The 15,227-nt window shown below is 62.5% G+C and carries 18 protein-coding genes; 7 read left to right on the plus strand and 11 right to left on the minus strand.

Annotation, left to right across the window (positions count from 1 at the left end):
* Positions 1-142 precede the first annotated feature (142 nt).
* The 5 genes from PPL01S_RS12820 to PPL01S_RS12840 are packed head-to-tail and all read right to left on the minus strand — an operon-like array spanning position 143 to position 6,645.
* On the minus strand, positions 143-520 hold the full coding sequence (locus tag PPL01S_RS12820) for a response regulator (RefSeq protein WP_016392080.1): 378 nt from the start codon (positions 518-520) through the stop codon (positions 143-145).
* A gap of 47 nt (positions 521-567) precedes the next feature.
* Complete coding sequence (locus tag PPL01S_RS12825; protein ID WP_016392081.1) at positions 568-1,794, minus strand: hybrid sensor histidine kinase/response regulator; 1,227 nt, start codon at positions 1,792-1,794, stop codon at positions 568-570.
* Positions 1,764-2,363 (minus strand): chemotaxis protein CheB, encoded by a 600-nt coding sequence (locus tag PPL01S_RS12830; protein WP_016392082.1) that lies wholly within the window; start codon positions 2,361-2,363, stop codon positions 1,764-1,766. Before PPL01S_RS12830 ends, PPL01S_RS12825 begins: the two co-directional genes overlap by 31 nt.
* Positions 2,360-3,181, minus strand: coding sequence for a CheR family methyltransferase (locus PPL01S_RS12835; RefSeq protein ID WP_028625588.1), 822 nt, complete (start codon positions 3,179-3,181; stop codon positions 2,360-2,362). The genes PPL01S_RS12830 and PPL01S_RS12835 overlap by 4 nt, the downstream gene beginning before the upstream one ends.
* Positions 3,178-6,645 carry a response regulator gene (locus PPL01S_RS12840; RefSeq protein WP_016392084.1) on the minus strand — a complete coding sequence of 1,156 codons (3,468 nt, stop codon included), beginning with the start codon at positions 6,643-6,645 and terminating at the stop codon, positions 3,178-3,180. The genes PPL01S_RS12835 and PPL01S_RS12840 overlap by 4 nt, the downstream gene beginning before the upstream one ends.
* A 252-nt stretch (positions 6,646-6,897) precedes the next feature.
* On the opposite strand from PPL01S_RS12840, the gene PPL01S_RS12845 reads away from it, so the two are divergent.
* Positions 6,898-7,248 carry a response regulator gene (locus PPL01S_RS12845; protein WP_016392085.1) on the plus strand — a complete coding sequence of 117 codons (351 nt, stop codon included), beginning with the start codon at positions 6,898-6,900 and terminating at the stop codon, positions 7,246-7,248.
* Between the two features lie 41 nt (positions 7,249-7,289).
* Here the strand turns inward: PPL01S_RS12845 and cobF are convergent, their stop codons facing one another.
* Together cobF and PPL01S_RS12855 are read right to left on the minus strand one after the other, a co-directional pair.
* Positions 7,290-8,039 carry a precorrin-6A synthase (deacetylating) gene (gene cobF / locus PPL01S_RS12850; protein ID WP_016392086.1) on the minus strand — a complete coding sequence of 250 codons (750 nt, stop codon included), beginning with the start codon at positions 8,037-8,039 and terminating at the stop codon, positions 7,290-7,292.
* A gap of 65 nt (positions 8,040-8,104) precedes the next feature.
* The gene (locus tag PPL01S_RS12855; RefSeq protein ID WP_028625589.1) at positions 8,105-9,394 is read right to left on the minus strand and encodes an OprD family porin; all 1,290 of its coding nucleotides are present in this window, start codon (positions 9,392-9,394) and stop codon (positions 8,105-8,107) included.
* A 357-nt stretch (positions 9,395-9,751) separates the two neighbouring features.
* Between PPL01S_RS12855 and PPL01S_RS12860 the strand changes: the two genes are divergently transcribed.
* The 3 genes from PPL01S_RS12860 to PPL01S_RS12870 all read left to right on the plus strand — a co-directional run bounded on the left by PPL01S_RS12860 (position 9,752) and on the right by PPL01S_RS12870 (position 11,202).
* On the plus strand, positions 9,752-10,111 hold the full coding sequence (locus PPL01S_RS12860) for a histone-like nucleoid-structuring protein, MvaT/MvaU family (RefSeq protein WP_028625590.1): 360 nt from the start codon (positions 9,752-9,754) through the stop codon (positions 10,109-10,111).
* 222 nt (positions 10,112-10,333) lie between these two features.
* Positions 10,334-10,861 carry a lactoylglutathione lyase gene (gloA, locus tag PPL01S_RS12865; RefSeq protein ID WP_016392089.1) on the plus strand — a complete coding sequence of 176 codons (528 nt, stop codon included), beginning with the start codon at positions 10,334-10,336 and terminating at the stop codon, positions 10,859-10,861.
* Between the two features lie 98 nt (positions 10,862-10,959).
* Positions 10,960-11,202, plus strand: coding sequence for a hypothetical protein (locus PPL01S_RS12870; RefSeq protein WP_028625591.1), 243 nt, complete (start codon positions 10,960-10,962; stop codon positions 11,200-11,202).
* 76 nt (positions 11,203-11,278) lie between these two features.
* Here PPL01S_RS12870 and PPL01S_RS12875 read toward each other — a convergent pair whose 3' ends face one another.
* Positions 11,279-12,100, minus strand: coding sequence for a shikimate 5-dehydrogenase (locus tag PPL01S_RS12875; protein ID WP_028625592.1), 822 nt, complete (start codon positions 12,098-12,100; stop codon positions 11,279-11,281).
* Positions 12,101-12,261: 161 nt separating this feature from the next.
* Between PPL01S_RS12875 and PPL01S_RS12880 the strand changes: the two genes are divergently transcribed.
* From PPL01S_RS12880 to PPL01S_RS12890, 3 genes are all read left to right on the plus strand, one after another.
* A complete protein-coding gene (locus PPL01S_RS12880) occupies positions 12,262-12,597 on the plus strand; it encodes a hypothetical protein (RefSeq protein ID WP_028625593.1) in 336 nt (111 codons plus the stop codon).
* Positions 12,598-12,691: 94 nt separating this feature from the next.
* Entirely contained in the window at positions 12,692-12,874 is a 183-nt protein-coding gene (locus tag PPL01S_RS12885; protein ID WP_028625594.1) for a hypothetical protein, read from the plus strand.
* A 412-nt stretch (positions 12,875-13,286) separates the two neighbouring features.
* The gene (locus PPL01S_RS12890) at positions 13,287-13,643 is read left to right on the plus strand and encodes a helix-turn-helix domain-containing protein (RefSeq protein ID WP_028625595.1); all 357 of its coding nucleotides are present in this window, start codon (positions 13,287-13,289) and stop codon (positions 13,641-13,643) included.
* On the opposite strand, the gene PPL01S_RS12895 is transcribed toward PPL01S_RS12890, so the two are convergent.
* The 3 genes from PPL01S_RS12895 to PPL01S_RS12900 all read right to left on the minus strand — a co-directional run bounded on the left by PPL01S_RS12895 (position 13,628) and on the right by PPL01S_RS12900 (position 15,080).
* Complete coding sequence (locus tag PPL01S_RS12895; protein ID WP_028625596.1) at positions 13,628-14,086, minus strand: hypothetical protein; 459 nt, start codon at positions 14,084-14,086, stop codon at positions 13,628-13,630. The two genes, PPL01S_RS12890 and PPL01S_RS12895, sit on opposite strands and share 16 nt — an antisense overlap.
* Complete coding sequence (locus tag PPL01S_RS26035; RefSeq protein WP_016392096.1) at positions 14,083-14,502, minus strand: putative lysozyme; 420 nt, start codon at positions 14,500-14,502, stop codon at positions 14,083-14,085. Before PPL01S_RS26035 ends, PPL01S_RS12895 begins: the two co-directional genes overlap by 4 nt.
* A 257-nt stretch (positions 14,503-14,759) precedes the next feature.
* The gene (locus PPL01S_RS12900) at positions 14,760-15,080 is read right to left on the minus strand and encodes a phage holin family protein (RefSeq protein ID WP_016392097.1); all 321 of its coding nucleotides are present in this window, start codon (positions 15,078-15,080) and stop codon (positions 14,760-14,762) included.
* Positions 15,081-15,227 lie beyond the last annotated feature (147 nt).

A 15,227-nucleotide genomic window follows, 5' to 3' on the forward strand; every position in this document is an offset into this window, starting at 1 on the left:
TCGTACATCTGACAGTCAGGAAGTGTTACCCCAGGAAAGTGGCCGTAGGCTTTTTCGGCGCATTCGGCTTTCCCCTGTTACATGATCTGAAGACGGTGCACTGCCTGCAGGATCCGGCTTGCCGGCAATAGAGCCGGCAGCGTCAGCGCAACAGGGCCTGGATCTGCTGGTGCAAGGTCTCCAGGTCGAACGGCTTGGCCAGGATCGGCGCCTTGCGCGCGATCGGGCTGCCCGACTCGATGATCTCGGCCGGATACCCGCTGATGAAAATCACCTTCAGGTCCGGCCGCAACTTCACCGCAGGCTCGGCGATCTCCACGCCGGAAATGCCACCCGGTAGGCGAAAATCCGTCACCATCAGGTCCAGGTGCGGCTTGCTCGCGAGGATCGCGAACGCCTGCTCGCCATCCTCGGCCACCAGCACGTGGTAGCCCTCGCCCGCCAGGTAATCGCGCAGGATCATGCGGATCGCCGGCTCGTCCTCGACCACCAGTACCACGTCTTGTGCATCTTCACTCATGACTGCAACGCCTTGAAATTCATACAGTTGGCCATCTGACCCCAGGCTTACGCAGAGGTTGCCCGCGCCTGGTCGTTTTGCTCAGGTTGCGTCGCCAGTGGCAATTGCAGGCTGAAGGTAGCGCCCTTGCCCTCTTCGCTGTCGACCAGGATACGCCCGCCATGGGCCTGGACGATCTGCTCCGAGATGTACAAGCCAAGGCCCAGGCCATTGCTGGCCTGCTGCGTCGCGACCCGCTCGAACTGCTGGAAGATCCGCCGCTGGTTGGCGGCACTGATGCCGATGCCCTGGTCCTGCACTTGCACACAGGCCATGCCGTCCTGGGCGAACACGCGAACCTGCACGGGGCGCCGTTCACCATAACGCAAGGCATTGGACAACAGGTTGGCCAGCACTTGCTCAATGCGAAACTCGTCCCACTCCCCTTGCAGCAGCTCGCAGCATTGCAGCTCGATGGACGTCTCCAGCGCCGTGGCCTGGGCCGTGAAGTTCTCGATCAGGCCGCGAACCGTCTGGCCGAGGTCGAACGACTTGCGCCGCAGCGACAGCTTGCCGGTGCGGATGCGCGACACATCGAGCATGTCTTCGATCAGCCGGATGAGGCTGTTGATCTGCCGCTCGTCGCGCTCGACCATGGCCTGCAGCTTGTCGGCACAGAAGGCATCGAGATTGCCACGGGCCAGGTGCATCTTGCGCAGCTGGGTTTCCAGGATCAGGCCGTTGAGCGGTGTGCGCACTTCATGGGAGACGATCGACATGAAGTCGTCACGCATGCGCACCGCGCGCTCCAGTTCACCCTGCGCCTCCTGCAACTGGGCCAGCAACAGTGCCTGTTCCTGGCGGCTGTGCTCCAGGGCCTGCAGCTGCAGGTCGAGGACCTTGCGCTGGCGGTACAGGTCGACGAACACCGCGACCTTGCTCTTCACCGCCAAGGTGTCGAGCGGTTTGTGCAGGAAGTCCACCGCGCCGCTCTCGTAGCCCTTGAACGCGTAGTTCATCTCGCGGCCGGCCGCGGTGACGAAGACGATCGGGATATTGCGGGTCTTTTCCGTACCCCGCATCAGCTCGGCCAGCTCGAAGCCGTTCATGCCCGGCATCTGCACGTCGAGGATCGCCAGGGCGAATTCGTGCTCGAGCAACAGCGACAGTGCCGCTTCGGCCGACTGGGCCTGATGCACCTCGCGGCCTTCGCCCTGGATCAGGGCGTCGAGAGCCAGCAGGTTTTCCGGCAGATCGTCGACGATCAGCAGTTTGGCTGTGGTAGGGCTTGGCATGCGCTGGATTCCAGGGTCGCGAGCAACTGCTCGATACCGCTCAGAGAAAGGATATGGTCGGGCCGATGCAGGGCCAGGGCGGCCTCCGGCATCAACGCCACCTGTGCGTCGCGGGGGTCCTGGACCACGGTCCGGCCGCCCCTGTTCTTGATGTAGGCAAGGCCCTCGGCGCCGTCTTCGTTGGCGCCGGTGAGCAGGATGCCGAGCAGTCCGGCGCCGTACACGTCGGCCGCCGACATGAACAGGAAATCGATTGCCGGCCGGGAAAAATGCACCGGGTCCTCCTGGCTCAGCGACAGGGTGAAATCGGCTTCCACCGACACGTGATAGCTCGGTGTCGCCACGTAGATCTGGCCGGGCGCGATGGGCTCCTTGTCATGGGCCTCAGCCACCGGACGATGCACCCGCCGTTGCAGCACTTCGGCCAACTGGCTGTGGCGGTCATCGGGCAGGTGCAGCACGCACAGCACCGGTGGGGCGAACCCGGCAGGCAACCCGCCGAGTACCTGCAACAGGGCCGCCACGCCGCCGGCCGAGGCGCCGATCACTACCGCCTGCACGCCGTTCATGATTTGCGGTAGATCCGTTCTGGCTTGACCAGCGGCTCGAAGCGCTCGCTGTAAGCGGAAAAGTCCACCGACTCCTTGCTGCCCAACACCAGGAAGCCGCGGTGGCACAAGGACTCGTGGAACAGCCCCAGGGCCCGGTCCTGCAACGCCTTGTTGAAGTAGATCAGCACATTGCGGCAGGACACCAGCTGAGTCTCGGAGAACACGCTGTCGGTGGCCAGGCTGTGGTCGGCGAAGGTGACGTTGTCGCGCAGGCTGCTGTCCATGATGGCGTTGCCATAGGCGGCAGTGTAGTACTCGGAAAAGTCCCGACGGCCACCGGCCTGGCGGTAGTTCTCTTGGTAATCGCGCATGCTCTGTATCGAGTAGATGCCCTGCTTGGCCTTTTCCAGCGAGCGTGGGTTGATGTCCGTGGCATAAATGATGGTGCGCTCCAGCAGGCCCTCTTCGCGCAGCAGGATAGCCATCGAATACACCTCCTCGCCCGTGCTGCAGCCGGCGATCCATATCTTGATCGACGGCCACGTGCGCAGCAGCGGCACCACCTCGTTGCGCAGCGCAAGGAAGTGGCTGGGGTCGCGAAACATCTCGCTCACCGGAATGGTCAGGAACTGCAGCAGCTGCATGAACATTCCCGGGTCGTGCAGCACCCGTTCCTGCAGGGCCGACACCGTGAGGCACTCGAACTGGCGCAGCGCATGGAGGATCCGGCGCTTGATCGAAGCGCCGGAGTAGTCGCGGAAATCGTAGCTGTACTTGAGGTAGATCGCCTCGATCAACAGCCGGATCTCGATGTCGGTGTTGCGTTCGCTAATCAAATTCGCTCCAGTTGCGGCAGCCATACGCGGATCAACGAGAACAGGCGGTCCAGGTCGATCGGTTTGGCCAGGTAGTCATTGGCGCCAGCCTGCAGGCATCGCTGCTGGTCGTCCTTCATGGCCTTGGCGGTCACGGCGATGATCGGCAGCTTGCGCCAGCGCGCTTGCTGGCGAATCAGCCGGGTAGCCTCGAAACCATCCATTTCCGGCATCATCACATCCATCAGCACCAGGTCGATGTCCCCGTGCTGCTCCAGCCGTTCGATGGCCTCGCGCCCGTTGCGGCCGATCTCGACGATCGCGCCCTTGTGCTCCAGGGCACTGGTGAGGGCGAAGATGTTGCGCACATCGTCATCCACCAGCAGTATCTTGCGGCCCTCGAACACCTTGTCGCGGCTTCGCGCGGTCTTGAGCATGCGTTGGCGCTCATGGGACAGCTGCGATTCGACTTTGTGCAGAAACAGCGTCACTTCATCGAGCAGGCGCTCTGGCGAGCGGGCGCCCTTGATGATGATCGAGCGCGAATACTTGAGCAGGTCGGCCTCTTCTTCGCGGGTCAGGTTGCGCCCGGTGTAGACGATCACCGGCGGGAAGGCGCGGATGTCTTCGGCGGTCATGCGCTTGAGCAGCTCGTTGCCGAGCATGTCCGGCAGCTTGAGGTCGATGATCATGCAGTCGTAGACGTTCTCGCGCAGCAGTGCCAGGGCCTCGTGGGCCATGGCCACGGCGGTGATCTCGACATCGTCGTCGCCGATCAGGCGGGCGATGCTCTCGCGCTGCAGGTCGTCGTCTTCTACCAGCAGGATGTGCTTGAGCTTCTGGGTCAGCTTCGCTTCCAGGCGAGCGAACACCTCCTTGAGCTGTTCGCGGCTGGTCGGCTTGACCGCATAGCCCACTGCGCCCATGTGCATGGCCGCTTCGACACGGTCCTCGACCGAGATGATGTGCACCGGGATGTGCCGGGTGCCCGCCAGCTCCTTCAGGCGCTGCAGCACGGTGAGGCCGGAGTGGTCGGGCAGGCGCATGTCCAGCAGGATCGCATCGGGGATGTACTGGGCCGCCAGGGCGAAACCTTCGTCGGCGCCCTGGGCCACCAGGCAGCTGTAGCCCAGCTCATGAGCCAGGTCGAAGAGGATGCGGGCGAAGTTCGGCTCGTCCTCGATCACCAGGATGCAACGGTTGCTGAAAGGCGCGCGCTCGCGGTCGTCGGCGAAGCTCGGTGCCGGCAGCTTCGGCACCGTCGGTGCGACTGCCTTGGGTGCCGGTGGCAGGGTGTCGACTGCCGGGCGCAGGCTCAGTGCCTCGACCTCTTCGGCTTCGGCTTCATAGCGTTCTGGCAGGATCAGGCTGAACACGCTGCCCTGGCCGGGGCTGCTGTCGACGCTGATCTGCCCGCCCAGCAGGTGCGCGAGGTCGCGGGAAATCGACAGGCCAAGGCCCGTGCCGCCATAACGGCGGTTGCTGCTGCCATCGACCTGGTGGAAGGCGCCGAAGATCGCCTGCTGCTGGTCGGCGGCGATGCCGATGCCCGAATCGCGCACGGCAAAGACGATACCGGTGCCGGCCTGGTAGCTGATGCCCAGGCTGACCTGGCCATGGTCGGTGAACTTGACGGCGTTGGACAGCAGGTTCTTGAGAATCTGCTCCAGGCGCTGACGGTCGGTGTACAAGGTGGCCGGCACTTGCCCTTCGATCTTGACCTCGAAGCCCAGGCCCTTGTGCTCGGCCAGCGGCAGGAACATGCCGCGCAAGCCTTCGACCAGGCGCTCGACCTGGGTGGTCTCGGGGCGCACTTCGAGCTTGCCGGCCTCGACCTTGGCGATGTCGAGGATATCGTTGATCAGGTTCAGCAGGTCGTTGCCGGCCGAGTAGATGGAGTCGGCGAACTTGACCTGCTCGGCGCTGAGGTTGCCTTCGCCGTTCTCGGCCAGCAGCTTGGCCAGGATCAGCGAGCTGTTGAGCGGCGTGCGCAGCTCGTGGGACATGTTGGCGAGAAACTCGGATTTGTACTTGCTCGAGCGCTGCAGGTCGTCGGCACGGGCCTGCAGTTCTTCCTGGGCCTGGCTCAGCTCGTCGTTCTTGCGGTCCAGGGCGTCGGTGCGCTCGGACAACTGCTCGTTGGTCTGCTCGAGCTCGGCCTGCTGGGTTTCCAGGTGCGCCTGGGACTCCTTGAGCACCCGCGACTGCTCCTCGAGCTCTTCGTTGGCGGTCTTGAGTTCTTCCTGCTGTACCTGCAGTTCTTCGTTGAGTTGCTGGGTCTCGGCCAGCACCTCCTGCAGGCGCTGGCGATAGCGGGCGCTTTCGATGGAAGTGCCGAGGTTGCTGGCGATCCGCTCCATGAACGCGTCGTCACGGTCCTGTAGCGGGCGCAGGAAGCCCAGTTCGATCACTCCGTTGATCTGCCCATCATCACTGGCCGGCATCAGCAGGGCACTGCGTGGCAGGCCGCTGCCCAGGCCGGAGCTCAGGCGGTAGTAGTCTTCGGGCAAGTCCTCAAGGCGCAGCAGGCGGCCTTCGCGCACAACCTGGGCCAGCAGGCCATCGTGACTGGCCAGCACCTGTTCGCGGGCTTGCTGCTCGGCATCCAGGCCATAGCTGGCGACACGCACCAGCCGGCCGTGGCCGTCACGCACGTACAGCGCGCCGACCACGCTGCCCAAGTAGCTGGCAAAGAAACGCAGGATGTTGTCGCCCAGCATGGGCAGGGTCAGTTGCCCCAGCACCTGCTCGGCAAGCTGGGTCTGGCCGTTGCGTAGCCAGGCCTGGTGTTCCAGGCGTTCGGCCGAACGCTGCTGGGCCCTGAGGTTGTCATCGTAACTGCTCGACAAGGCGATCAGGTCGCGCCGCCCCAGGTAGGCCAGCAACCCGCTGAGGCCAACGATGAACAGCACGAATGCGGTGATGGCCGTGACCGTGACGCTGCTGACGTTCTCGTTGCGCGCGGTGCGCAGTTGCTGTTCGGCACCGACCAGGTCGTCGAACTCCTTGCGGATCTCGTCGGTGATGCGCTTGCCCCGGCCATTGCTGACAGCCTGTCGGTAGTCGCCGTCGTTGCGGCGCAGGGCGATCATCTCGCTGCCGAACTCGTTCCAGGCCTGCTGCAAGGCGAGCAGGCGGTCGATGCGGTCGACCTGCTGCGGGTTGTCCTCGACCATGCCGCGCAGGCCTTGCAGGCTGCTGAAGATTTTCGGTTTGGCGACTTCGTAGGGGTCGAGGAAGCGTTCGTCGCCGGTGATCAGGAAGCCGCGCATGCCGGTTTCCATGTCGATCGACAACTTGACCGTTTCGTTGGCATTGCCGATCACCCGGTCAGTGTGCTCGACCCATTGCATGGACGACAGCAGGTAGTTGATCACCGCGACGAAAGCCACCGCGCCGAGCAGGCCTACGCCCAGCGGCAGGCCAATGTTGCGGCTCAACAGCTTGCGGAAGCTTCGTTGGTCCATCGAGGCTGCTTGAATCATTTGAAAACGCCCGAGCGAAAAAATCCATTGATCAGTGTGGCGGCCGACGCCTGTTCGTGCCTGCCGCTGCGCTCACCGGTTAACAAGCGAGTCTAACCAGCTTTGGCTGGTTCGGCAGGGCATTTAGCCAGTATTTGAAGGCGGCGTGCACGAATCGTTCCCTCGCAACGTGATGGTCGGTATCCTCGGGAACTTCTGCCGCCACCCGGTGCACAGAATAGAGACACGTCTTTTTTCAACAGGAAATGAACCATGTACCTTCTGGTAGTCGAAGACGACGACATCGTTCGCATGCTGATGGTCGAAGTGCTCGACGAGTTGGGCTACAAGGCCATCGAAGCACAAGACGCCACGAGCGCCCTGCGCATTCTCGAAGACCCGGCCCAGCAGTTGGACCTGCTGATGACCGATGTGGGCCTGCCGGACATGCGCGGCGAAGAGCTGGCCGCCAGGGCACGCGCGCTGCGACCATTGCTGCCGGTGCTGTTTGCCAGTGGCTATGCCGAAAGTTTCGAGGTGCCGGAAGGGATGCAGATGATCGGCAAGCCGTTCAGCATCGACCAACTGCGTGACAAGGTGGTGGGCATTCTGGGCACGCCTTGAGAGCGTGGTGGCTTCATCGCCGGCTTGCCGGCGATGAAGGCCTACAACTCGCGCCGCAACAGGTAGGTATCCATGACCCACCCCTTGCGCGCCCTCGCCTCCTCCCGCACCTCTAGAATACGCGCCTTCACCGCCTGCAAAGGCCCGGCAATCAGCACCTCGTCCTCGGTCCCCAGGTAAGCGCCCCAGTAGATCACCAGCCCAGGGTCGTCGAGCGCCGCGAACGCACACTGCCCATCGAGCATCACCACCACGTTGTCGAGCGACCCCAGTTCGGCCAGGCGACGCCCTGGCAGCACGGTCAGCGGCTCGCCGATACGGTTGAGCGGGACCAGATGCCGTGCCGCCAACGCCTGCACGCTGCTGATGCCGGGAATTACCTGCAAGCGCAGGGCGACCCCGCGTTCGCGGACCAGGTCAAGCACGCGCAGGGTGCTGTCATACAGGCCAGGCTCGCCCCACAGCAAAAAGGCACCGATATCCTCGGCGCCCATTTCTTCGTTGATCAGGCGGGCGTAAAGGGCAGCGCGCTGGCGATGCCAGTCCTGCACGGCCTCCACATAGTCTGCGGCCTCGGCATCGCGCTGCGGGTCGGCGACTTGCACCAGGCGGTAGCCAGCCTCGGGGCAGTAACGTTCGAGGATGGCCTTGCGCAGCCCTACCAGCGCGTCCTTGTCAGCGCCCTTGTCGAGCACGAAGAACACCGTGGCACGGCGCAACGCCTCCACGGCCTCATAGGTGACCTGCCGTGGATCACCCGGGCCGATACCGATCAGCAGCAGCTCTTTCATCGCCAGACCCTGCAAGGGAACCAGCGGCCATTGTCGGCCGGCCGCCGGGGTTTGGCAAAGCGACCTCAGAAGATCGAGAAGTTGTAGCTGACGATGACCCGCGTCTCGTCCATGTCCCGCGCCCACTGCTCGTAGTTGCTGCGGTAGGTGGAGTTGCGCAGGCGCACGCTGACATCCTTGAACGTGCCGCTCTGCACCTGGTACTTGAGCTCGGTGTCGCGCTCCCATTCCTTGCCCTCGGCGTTGCTGCCCGGGACCTTGATGTGATCACCGTTGATGTAGCGGGTGAAGAACGTCAGGCCTGGCACGCCGAGGGCCTTGAAGTCATAGTCGTAGCGCAGCTGCCAGGAGCGTTCCTGAGCGGCGGCGAAGTCGTTGACCTGGGCATAGTTGACCAGGTACGGGTTGGTGCCATCCAGGTAAGGCATGGCGCTTTCGCCGTACATGCGCTGCCAGCCGGCACTGACCTTGTGGCCACCCAGGCTGTAGCCGAGCATGCCACTGAAGGCGCGATGATCGATCTCGCCAGCGTGGGCGTTGCCGATATCATCGCTCTTGATCAACCTCAGGTCGGCCGAAAGGCCGCCGACGGCAAGCGGCTGGTTGGCGACGAAACCGAGGAAGTGCTGGCGGTAGATGTTGTCCAGCTCGCCCACCTGGTACTGGGCACTGAAGCGCTCGTTGAAGCGGTAATCCAGGCCTGCCAGGTCGAAGTGATCCGCCTCGATGTCGCAGGCATAACGCTTGTTCTTGCAATGCACGCGAATATCCTGGCGGTCGCTGGAGTCCCGTGCGGTGTACTGATTGAAGCGGGCCAGGGTGAGCTTGAAGTCCTTCAGCTCCTCGGACGTCAGCAGGGCGCCGTGGAACATGGTCGGCAGCAGACGGCCATCGTTGTACTTCAACAGTGGCACATCCGGCATCGTCGAGCCGTACTTGAACACGGTCCTGGAAACCTTGACCTTGGCCGCCAGGCCCATCTTCGCGTATTGATCGGCAGAGTGGCGTGGATCATGGCCGGAAGAAGGCAACAAGCCGCTGTTACTGTCTGCCGGGCTGGAATCGAGTTTGAAACCGAACATGCCCAATGCATCGACACCGAAGCCGACCGGGCCCTGGGTATAACCGGACTGCAGATTCAGAATGAAACCTTGTGCCGCTTCTTCACGCTTTGACGCGCCCTGACTGGAACTGCTGTGGCCGTCACGAAAGTCCCGGTTGAAATAGACAGTGCGCGCTTCGACCTTGGCAGTACTGTCTTCAAGGAAACCGGCGGCCTGGACCTGGGCACCGGCACACAACAGGAACAGGCCGGCAACACGGCGCCCGGGGGCGAGAGGAAAAGGGGCAAACATGCGAGGGAACATCCAGAAGAAAGGCAAAAAACAAATCCGCGCCGAACAAAGCGGCGCGGATGCGGGATAGCCGAACAATCATCAGCTATCATCTGAAATGATCCCGCAACCGCTCTGCAACAAGCCATTGGACCATGGTCTAAAAACCAGGCAAAGCCCCCGGAAAATGGCCCGAATTTACCGTGCGGGAAACTAGCAAAGTTCCCGCGCCACACTAAAAAGTTTGCGGTTTACCAGGGCCTGACAAGTGACTACACTCGATGTCAGCGAACAGTTAGACCCACCCGCGTGGCCGGCGTTTATCCCTCTTCAATGTTCGTCACGCCCTGCCACGGAAGACGTACAGGAGTGATTACAGTGTCCAGACTTGCAGAGTTTCGTGCTGCCGAAAAAGCGCTCCAGGAACAAATGGCGCAACTGGAGGCGCTGAAAAAGGATGCCGGCCTCAAACGCGAAATCGAATTCGAGCAGAAACTAGTCGGCCTGATGAAAAGCTATGACAAGAGTCTGCGCGATATCATCGCCATCCTCGACCCGAAAGCCGCGACGCGCAGCACCACCAGTGCGCCAAAGCAGCAACGCCGCCCGCGTGTGGTGAAAGTGTACGAAAACCCCCATACCGGCGAGCTGATCGAAACCAAAGGTGGCAACCACCGAGGCCTGAAGGCCTGGAAAGAACAGTACGGTGCCGGCACGGTGGAAGGCTGGGTACGCTGATGAAACATCAACGCCAGCTTCACACTTTTTTCACAAGCGCTGGCCCAGTATCGAGACAGCTAAAGGACTAGCGACCCCATCACGCGCCCGCACATGCGGGCCTCTAATTCCAGCGCCCTGCCTTGTGCAGGGCGCTTTCATTTGCGCAATCGCTTCACTGCCGTATCATGGCCCACTGTCTGTTCCGCTGGCCACGCTGCCAGCCTCGTCTCTGGAGTACCCATGAGCCTGCACGATCTGCAAACCCTGCCGGGCGTTACCGCCCAGCCTGACACCGCTACCGCCCGCTTCGTCTTCAACCACACCATGCTGCGGGTCAAGGACATCGAGAAGTCGCTGGATTTCTACACCCGCGTGCTGGGTTTCCGCCTGGTCGACAAGCGTGACTTCCCGGAAGCGGCCTTCAGCCTTTACTTCCTGGCCCTGGTCGACCCGGCGCAGATCCCTGCTGACGACGCCGAGCGTCACCAGTGGATGAAATCCATTCCGGGCGTGCTGGAGCTGACCCACAACCACGGTACCGAGAACGATCCCGAGTTCGCCTACCACAACGGCAACACCGACCCGCGCGGCTTTGGCCATATCTGCATTTCGGTGCCTGACGTGCGTGCTGCCTGCGCCCGCTTCGAAGAACTGGACGTGCCGTTCCAGAAGCGCCTGGCAGACGGGCGGATGAACCACCTGGCCTTTATCAAGGACCCGGACGGCTACTGGGTCGAAGTGATCCAACCTGCCGAGCTCAAGGGCTGAACCCTGCCCGGTCGCGCTCGTCGGCCGGGGAACTTCCGGGCCCTCGCTGTGGTATATGAAGGTAACCGCTTCATACGCGCCACAGCGAGGTAAGGACGATGCAATCTCTTCACTGTGAATACCGCAAGCACACCATCACCGCCAGTGTGATGCCCCATCCCGACTCTCCCCTGCCCTATGCCGCCGGCTGCCTGATCACCGACCCCGAGGGGCACACCAGCAGGCGTATCTCGATGCCGATGAAGTTCTTCTCCGACCTCGAGAATGCCCAGCATGTGTCGTTGGCCCATGGCCGGGCCCTGGTGGATGAGCAACTGGACAAGGGGCACAAGGCCTTCTGACACTGGCCAAGGCCCTCTCGCCGGCACCCGGTTCTTGTAGGAGCCGGCTTGCCGGCGATAGGGCCCTGACAGCCAGCTACTTATCCCGCGCAAACGCCACCGCCGCCTGCACCTGCTGCGCCGTCGGCCGAACCCCGGTGTACAGCACAAACTGCTCCAGGGCCTGCAGCGCAATCACTTCCAGCCCGGTAATCACCGGCTTGCCCAACGCCTGCGCCCGCCGGATCAAAGGCGTTTGCGCCGGCATCGCCACCACATCGAACACCCGCTCGGCAGCCGTAATGGCATTTTCACCGAACGCCAGCTGCTCGGCCTCAGGCCCACCGGCCATGCCGATCGGCGTCACATTCACCAGCATCGGCGGGCACAGGTCACCAAGGTCCGCCATCCAGCGATAACCGCAGACATCCGCCAGTTGCCTGCCAGCCTGCTCGTTGCGGGCGACGATCACACCCTCGCGCAACCCGGCGTCGCGCAAGGCACTGGCCACCGCCTTGGCCATGCCGCCACTGCCACGCAGGGCGAAGGCAGTGCCTGGGTCGACCCGATGCTGCTCGAGCAGCTGGCGCACCGCCAGGTAGTCGGTGTTGTACGCCTTCAGCCGGCCAGCGATATTGACCAAGGTGTTGACCGATTCGATGGCGGCCGCGGACGGGTCGATCTCATCGACCAAGGCCATGCAGGCCTCTTTATAAGGCATCGACACTCCACAGCCGCGAATGCCCAGCGCGCGGATGCCGGCAACTGCAGCCGGCAGGTCGTCGGTGGTCATTGCCTTGTAGTAGTAATCCAGGCCCAGCTGCTGGTAGAGGTGGTTATGAAAACGCACGCCAAATGTGCCTGGCCGCCCCGCCAGGGAGATGCACAACACGGTATCTCTACTCGGAGTTGTCGACATGAACTGCTCCTTTTTCATAACTGAAACGTTTGACCAGCCTAACAGAGATCACCACTGGTCGCCCCTTACACAACCTTTACCATTTCCCTGTGCTCAGCTGACAGAGCGCAGGCGCATAGTAACGTGACCCCAAGCATGGGGTTTCTTTGCGAGGAAACGTCATGAACCGTCTCATCCCCGGAATCGCCCTGCTGGTCGGTGCCCTGGCCATCAGCGGGCAAGCATCCGCCCACGGTGGCGGTGGTGGCTGGTATGGCCCAGGCCCGCTGCTCGGTGCAGCCGTGGTCGGGGCGGTGGTCGGGGCCACGGTTTCCGCTGGCCAGTACCGCACGGTCTATGTAGAGCGCCAGCCGGTGTATTACGGCCCCCCGCCGGTCTATGTGCAGGCACCGCCTCCACCGGTCTACTACCAGCCGTACTACGTACCGGCGCCACCCCCACCGGGATATCGCCTCTACGGCCCGCCGCCGGTGTATTACGGCCCGCCACGCTGGTGACCGTTGAAAACCCTGATGAGCACTATTGAGCAAGTTGATTTCAAACCGCGTCGGCTGCTGCGTAAGGTAGGGCCATGTTTCACAGGAGGTCCCCATGGCCACTATTCAGATCATGTCCGTCATCGGCAGCGCCGTCCCTTCCACACTGCGTAAGCAGGGGCTGCTGGCCTGCTGGTACCTGGTGCGCAACGGCGAAGCCGTGAGCGGGCCACTGGCGACCCGGGCGTCCGCCCAGGCCTTGGCCGAACAGCTCCAGGCCGATTGCCTGATCGCCTGAACGAATTGTTGTGTGTTGCTCTGTACCCCTCTTGCGACCCGCCGATGGCGGGTCTTTTTTTGCCCCGCACGAACCGACGAACGGATTCGTGATAACCGTTACAGCATGAAGCTTTTTTCATTTCGGTGGCCCCGTTCAACGAGCAATCGACAGCAGGTTTCCAGCAGTACGGCAAGCGTCAAAAATCGACATCAGGCCGCTCCGTTAGCGGCATATACGTCGATCCAGATCAATATGTTTTGGCGAGTTTGGGCCCCCTTCGCCCAGTAAAACCGAGAAGGTGTAGCCACAGCCAAGTTCCCCCCTCCGGCGTTCTGCCGACATCAATTCTCACCAATCAATATCGCTCCTGCTTTGGACGAATGAGGTCAGCCCATATACTGTATGCACATACAGATAACGGAGAACCCCCATGACCGCTGACGTCATCCATTTTCCCGACCGGCCAAGGCGCGAACAACTCGACGAACTAAGGCAGCTGGTTGAGAGTTTGCCGCTGAGTTTCCACAACGAACACTGCAAAGCGGCTCGGACAATGTTGGGCTGGAGCATTGAAGCTCTCGCCTTCCGATCAAAGGTATCACCGTCGGCTATCGCTCGAATCGAGAAAGGCGAAGCGCTGCGCGAGGTCACCATGCAAGCTCTCGCCTTCGCATTTGAACGAGAGGGCTTGATCTTCTTTCCGGGCAACGCACCGTTCACGGGAGCGAATTGCCGGGGCGCCACAAAAGACCCCCGCAGCAGAAGCGACTATCACCTGCTCGAATGATTGGTGCCGACAACCTCCCGAACGTAAGCCTGACAGGCTTGCAGCGCCTTCAATCCGTCGTCGCCGTCGCCGGTGATGGCGAGAATTCGTTGAGCATGCGCTGGGGCAAGTTCGACGCGCGCGGCGCCATGTACCAGGCCTGCGGCGGCGGCGGGGTAGGCAGTGAGGACTGACAACCGCAGATCAGCAGTAGCCAGGCGCTGGCGAGCTTCTTGTGCATCGTGCATCTTCTTGTAGTGGGTGCCGCTTTGCGCCTGCAGGCGCTGCTCCAGGGCGCTGTGCGCGGCCTGCGCGGCGGTGTCACGTGCGGTGGCGAAGTCGGCCGCCTGGGTGGCCAGCTGCTGGCCGTAGGCGTTCGCCTGCCACAGCCAAGCGCCGCGACCGCCGACGGCCAGGCCGAGCAGCAGCACCAACAGCGCCAGGCGCCCGTCCAGGCCGGTCATACGCCCAGCACCTGGCGGGCCTTCTCCCACAGCGCCTGGCGGTCGGCCAGGCCATTGCTGCCGCCGTTGATCTTGCGGGTGATGCCGACCAGGTCGCCGCGTTCCGCCAGCGCATTGAGCCCGCGCGAGTGCCAGAACCACGCCGCCGAGGCGGCCGCGTGCTGCGGCTGCTGCCGGTGGCGTTGGCCTGGTAGCCGCGCCCGCCCTCGGCCGCGCCCAGGCCCGACAGGATGCGGGTCATTACCCCGCGCGAGACGTTGCCGTATTGGTTCAACAGGTCGGGGTTGGGCACCGCGTACTGCCCGGACTTCATCAGGCCTTGGGCGATCAGCGACTTCTCGAAACGCTTGTGCGGCCGCGCCCCACCCTGCACCGCTTGCTGAAGGTAGGTGTCGGCAGGTATGCCGGTCGTCCATTGATCTTTGAACCAGACCTTGGCGCCGCGACTCTTTGTTGCCGCCTGGGCAAACAGGCTGCGCTGGGTGGTCGGCGTCGGCCGGTCGAGGCGTTGGGCCATGACCTGCGCAATGCCCGGCTTGATGCGATTGGTGGCCAGGCGCGTCTGCGCGAGCATCAGGGCGAAGGGGATTTGCTTTCGCTGAATGTCCGAAATCTCGCGGGCCAGAGGCACGCTGTCGATATCAAGTTTCAAGTCGATCATGCTGCCCCCAGATTACTTTTCGGTTTGAACTCCAGCGCGTTTTGCCAGGAACTGGGTATACAGTCCGCCTGCAACGTCAGCACCGATCACAGCGATAACGATTCCCAGCCCTGCAGCGAGATAGAGGTTGCTCCAAAGAGCCATGGCAAGCAGCAGTGTCGCCATGCCGAGCAAACCAGATGCAAGGAAACGAAGTGCAACCCTCTGCAGAATCTGGCGCAGGCTCAAATCTGCCCCCGATGCCCGCAACATTTCCCCAGACAATCCAGCCATACTCAATAGCACCAACAGCCACAGGGGCACATCTGCGAGCGCCTGATGCTCGTTGTTCATTTGTATTCCTTAATTAAGTCGGCTCCTACGACACCGGCATCCGCTGGAAGCAAGGAGCAGGCGTAGGGCCGAGAACAAAAAGCCCCGCACAATGGCGGGGCTCAAAATAGGGACAAAAAAAACCGACTCAATGGTCGACTTTTGGAA

This window comes from Pseudomonas plecoglossicida NBRC 103162 = DSM 15088 (assembly GCF_000730665.1).
Classification (GTDB): domain Bacteria; phylum Pseudomonadota; class Gammaproteobacteria; order Pseudomonadales; family Pseudomonadaceae; genus Aquipseudomonas; species Aquipseudomonas plecoglossicida.

What these genes read in the sequence shown, in the direction of transcription:
- PPL01S_RS12820 (WP_016392080.1), bottom strand. Translation starts at nt 520, where the DNA reads ATGAGTGAAGATGCACAAGACGTGGTACTGGTGGTCGAGGACGAGCCG.
- PPL01S_RS12825 (WP_016392081.1), bottom strand. Translation starts at nt 1,794, where the DNA reads ATGCCAAGCCCTACCACAGCCAAACTGCTGATCGTCGACGATCTGCCG.
- PPL01S_RS12830 (WP_016392082.1), bottom strand. Translation starts at nt 2,363, where the DNA reads ATGAACGGCGTGCAGGCGGTAGTGATCGGCGCCTCGGCCGGCGGCGTG.
- PPL01S_RS12840 (WP_016392084.1), bottom strand. Translation starts at nt 6,645, where the DNA reads ATGATTCAAGCAGCCTCGATGGACCAACGAAGCTTCCGCAAGCTGTTG.
- PPL01S_RS12845 (WP_016392085.1), top strand. Translation starts at nt 6,898, where the DNA reads ATGTACCTTCTGGTAGTCGAAGACGACGACATCGTTCGCATGCTGATG.
- cobF (WP_016392086.1), bottom strand. Translation starts at nt 8,039, where the DNA reads ATGAAAGAGCTGCTGCTGATCGGTATCGGCCCGGGTGATCCACGGCAG.
- PPL01S_RS12855 (WP_028625589.1), bottom strand. Translation starts at nt 9,394, where the DNA reads ATGTTTGCCCCTTTTCCTCTCGCCCCCGGGCGCCGTGTTGCCGGCCTG.
- gloA (WP_016392089.1), top strand. Translation starts at nt 10,334, where the DNA reads ATGAGCCTGCACGATCTGCAAACCCTGCCGGGCGTTACCGCCCAGCCT.
- PPL01S_RS12870 (WP_028625591.1), top strand. Translation starts at nt 10,960, where the DNA reads ATGCAATCTCTTCACTGTGAATACCGCAAGCACACCATCACCGCCAGT.
- PPL01S_RS12875 (WP_028625592.1), bottom strand. Translation starts at nt 12,100, where the DNA reads ATGTCGACAACTCCGAGTAGAGATACCGTGTTGTGCATCTCCCTGGCG.
- PPL01S_RS12880 (WP_028625593.1), top strand. Translation starts at nt 12,262, where the DNA reads ATGAACCGTCTCATCCCCGGAATCGCCCTGCTGGTCGGTGCCCTGGCC.
- PPL01S_RS12885 (WP_028625594.1), top strand. Translation starts at nt 12,692, where the DNA reads ATGGCCACTATTCAGATCATGTCCGTCATCGGCAGCGCCGTCCCTTCC.
- PPL01S_RS12890 (WP_028625595.1), top strand. Translation starts at nt 13,287, where the DNA reads ATGACCGCTGACGTCATCCATTTTCCCGACCGGCCAAGGCGCGAACAA.
- PPL01S_RS12895 (WP_028625596.1), bottom strand. Translation starts at nt 14,086, where the DNA reads ATGACCGGCCTGGACGGGCGCCTGGCGCTGTTGGTGCTGCTGCTCGGC.
- PPL01S_RS26035 (WP_016392096.1), bottom strand. Translation starts at nt 14,502, where the DNA reads ATGGACGACCGGCATACCTGCCGACACCTACCTTCAGCAAGCGGTGCA.
- PPL01S_RS12900 (WP_016392097.1), bottom strand. Translation starts at nt 15,080, where the DNA reads ATGAACAACGAGCATCAGGCGCTCGCAGATGTGCCCCTGTGGCTGTTG.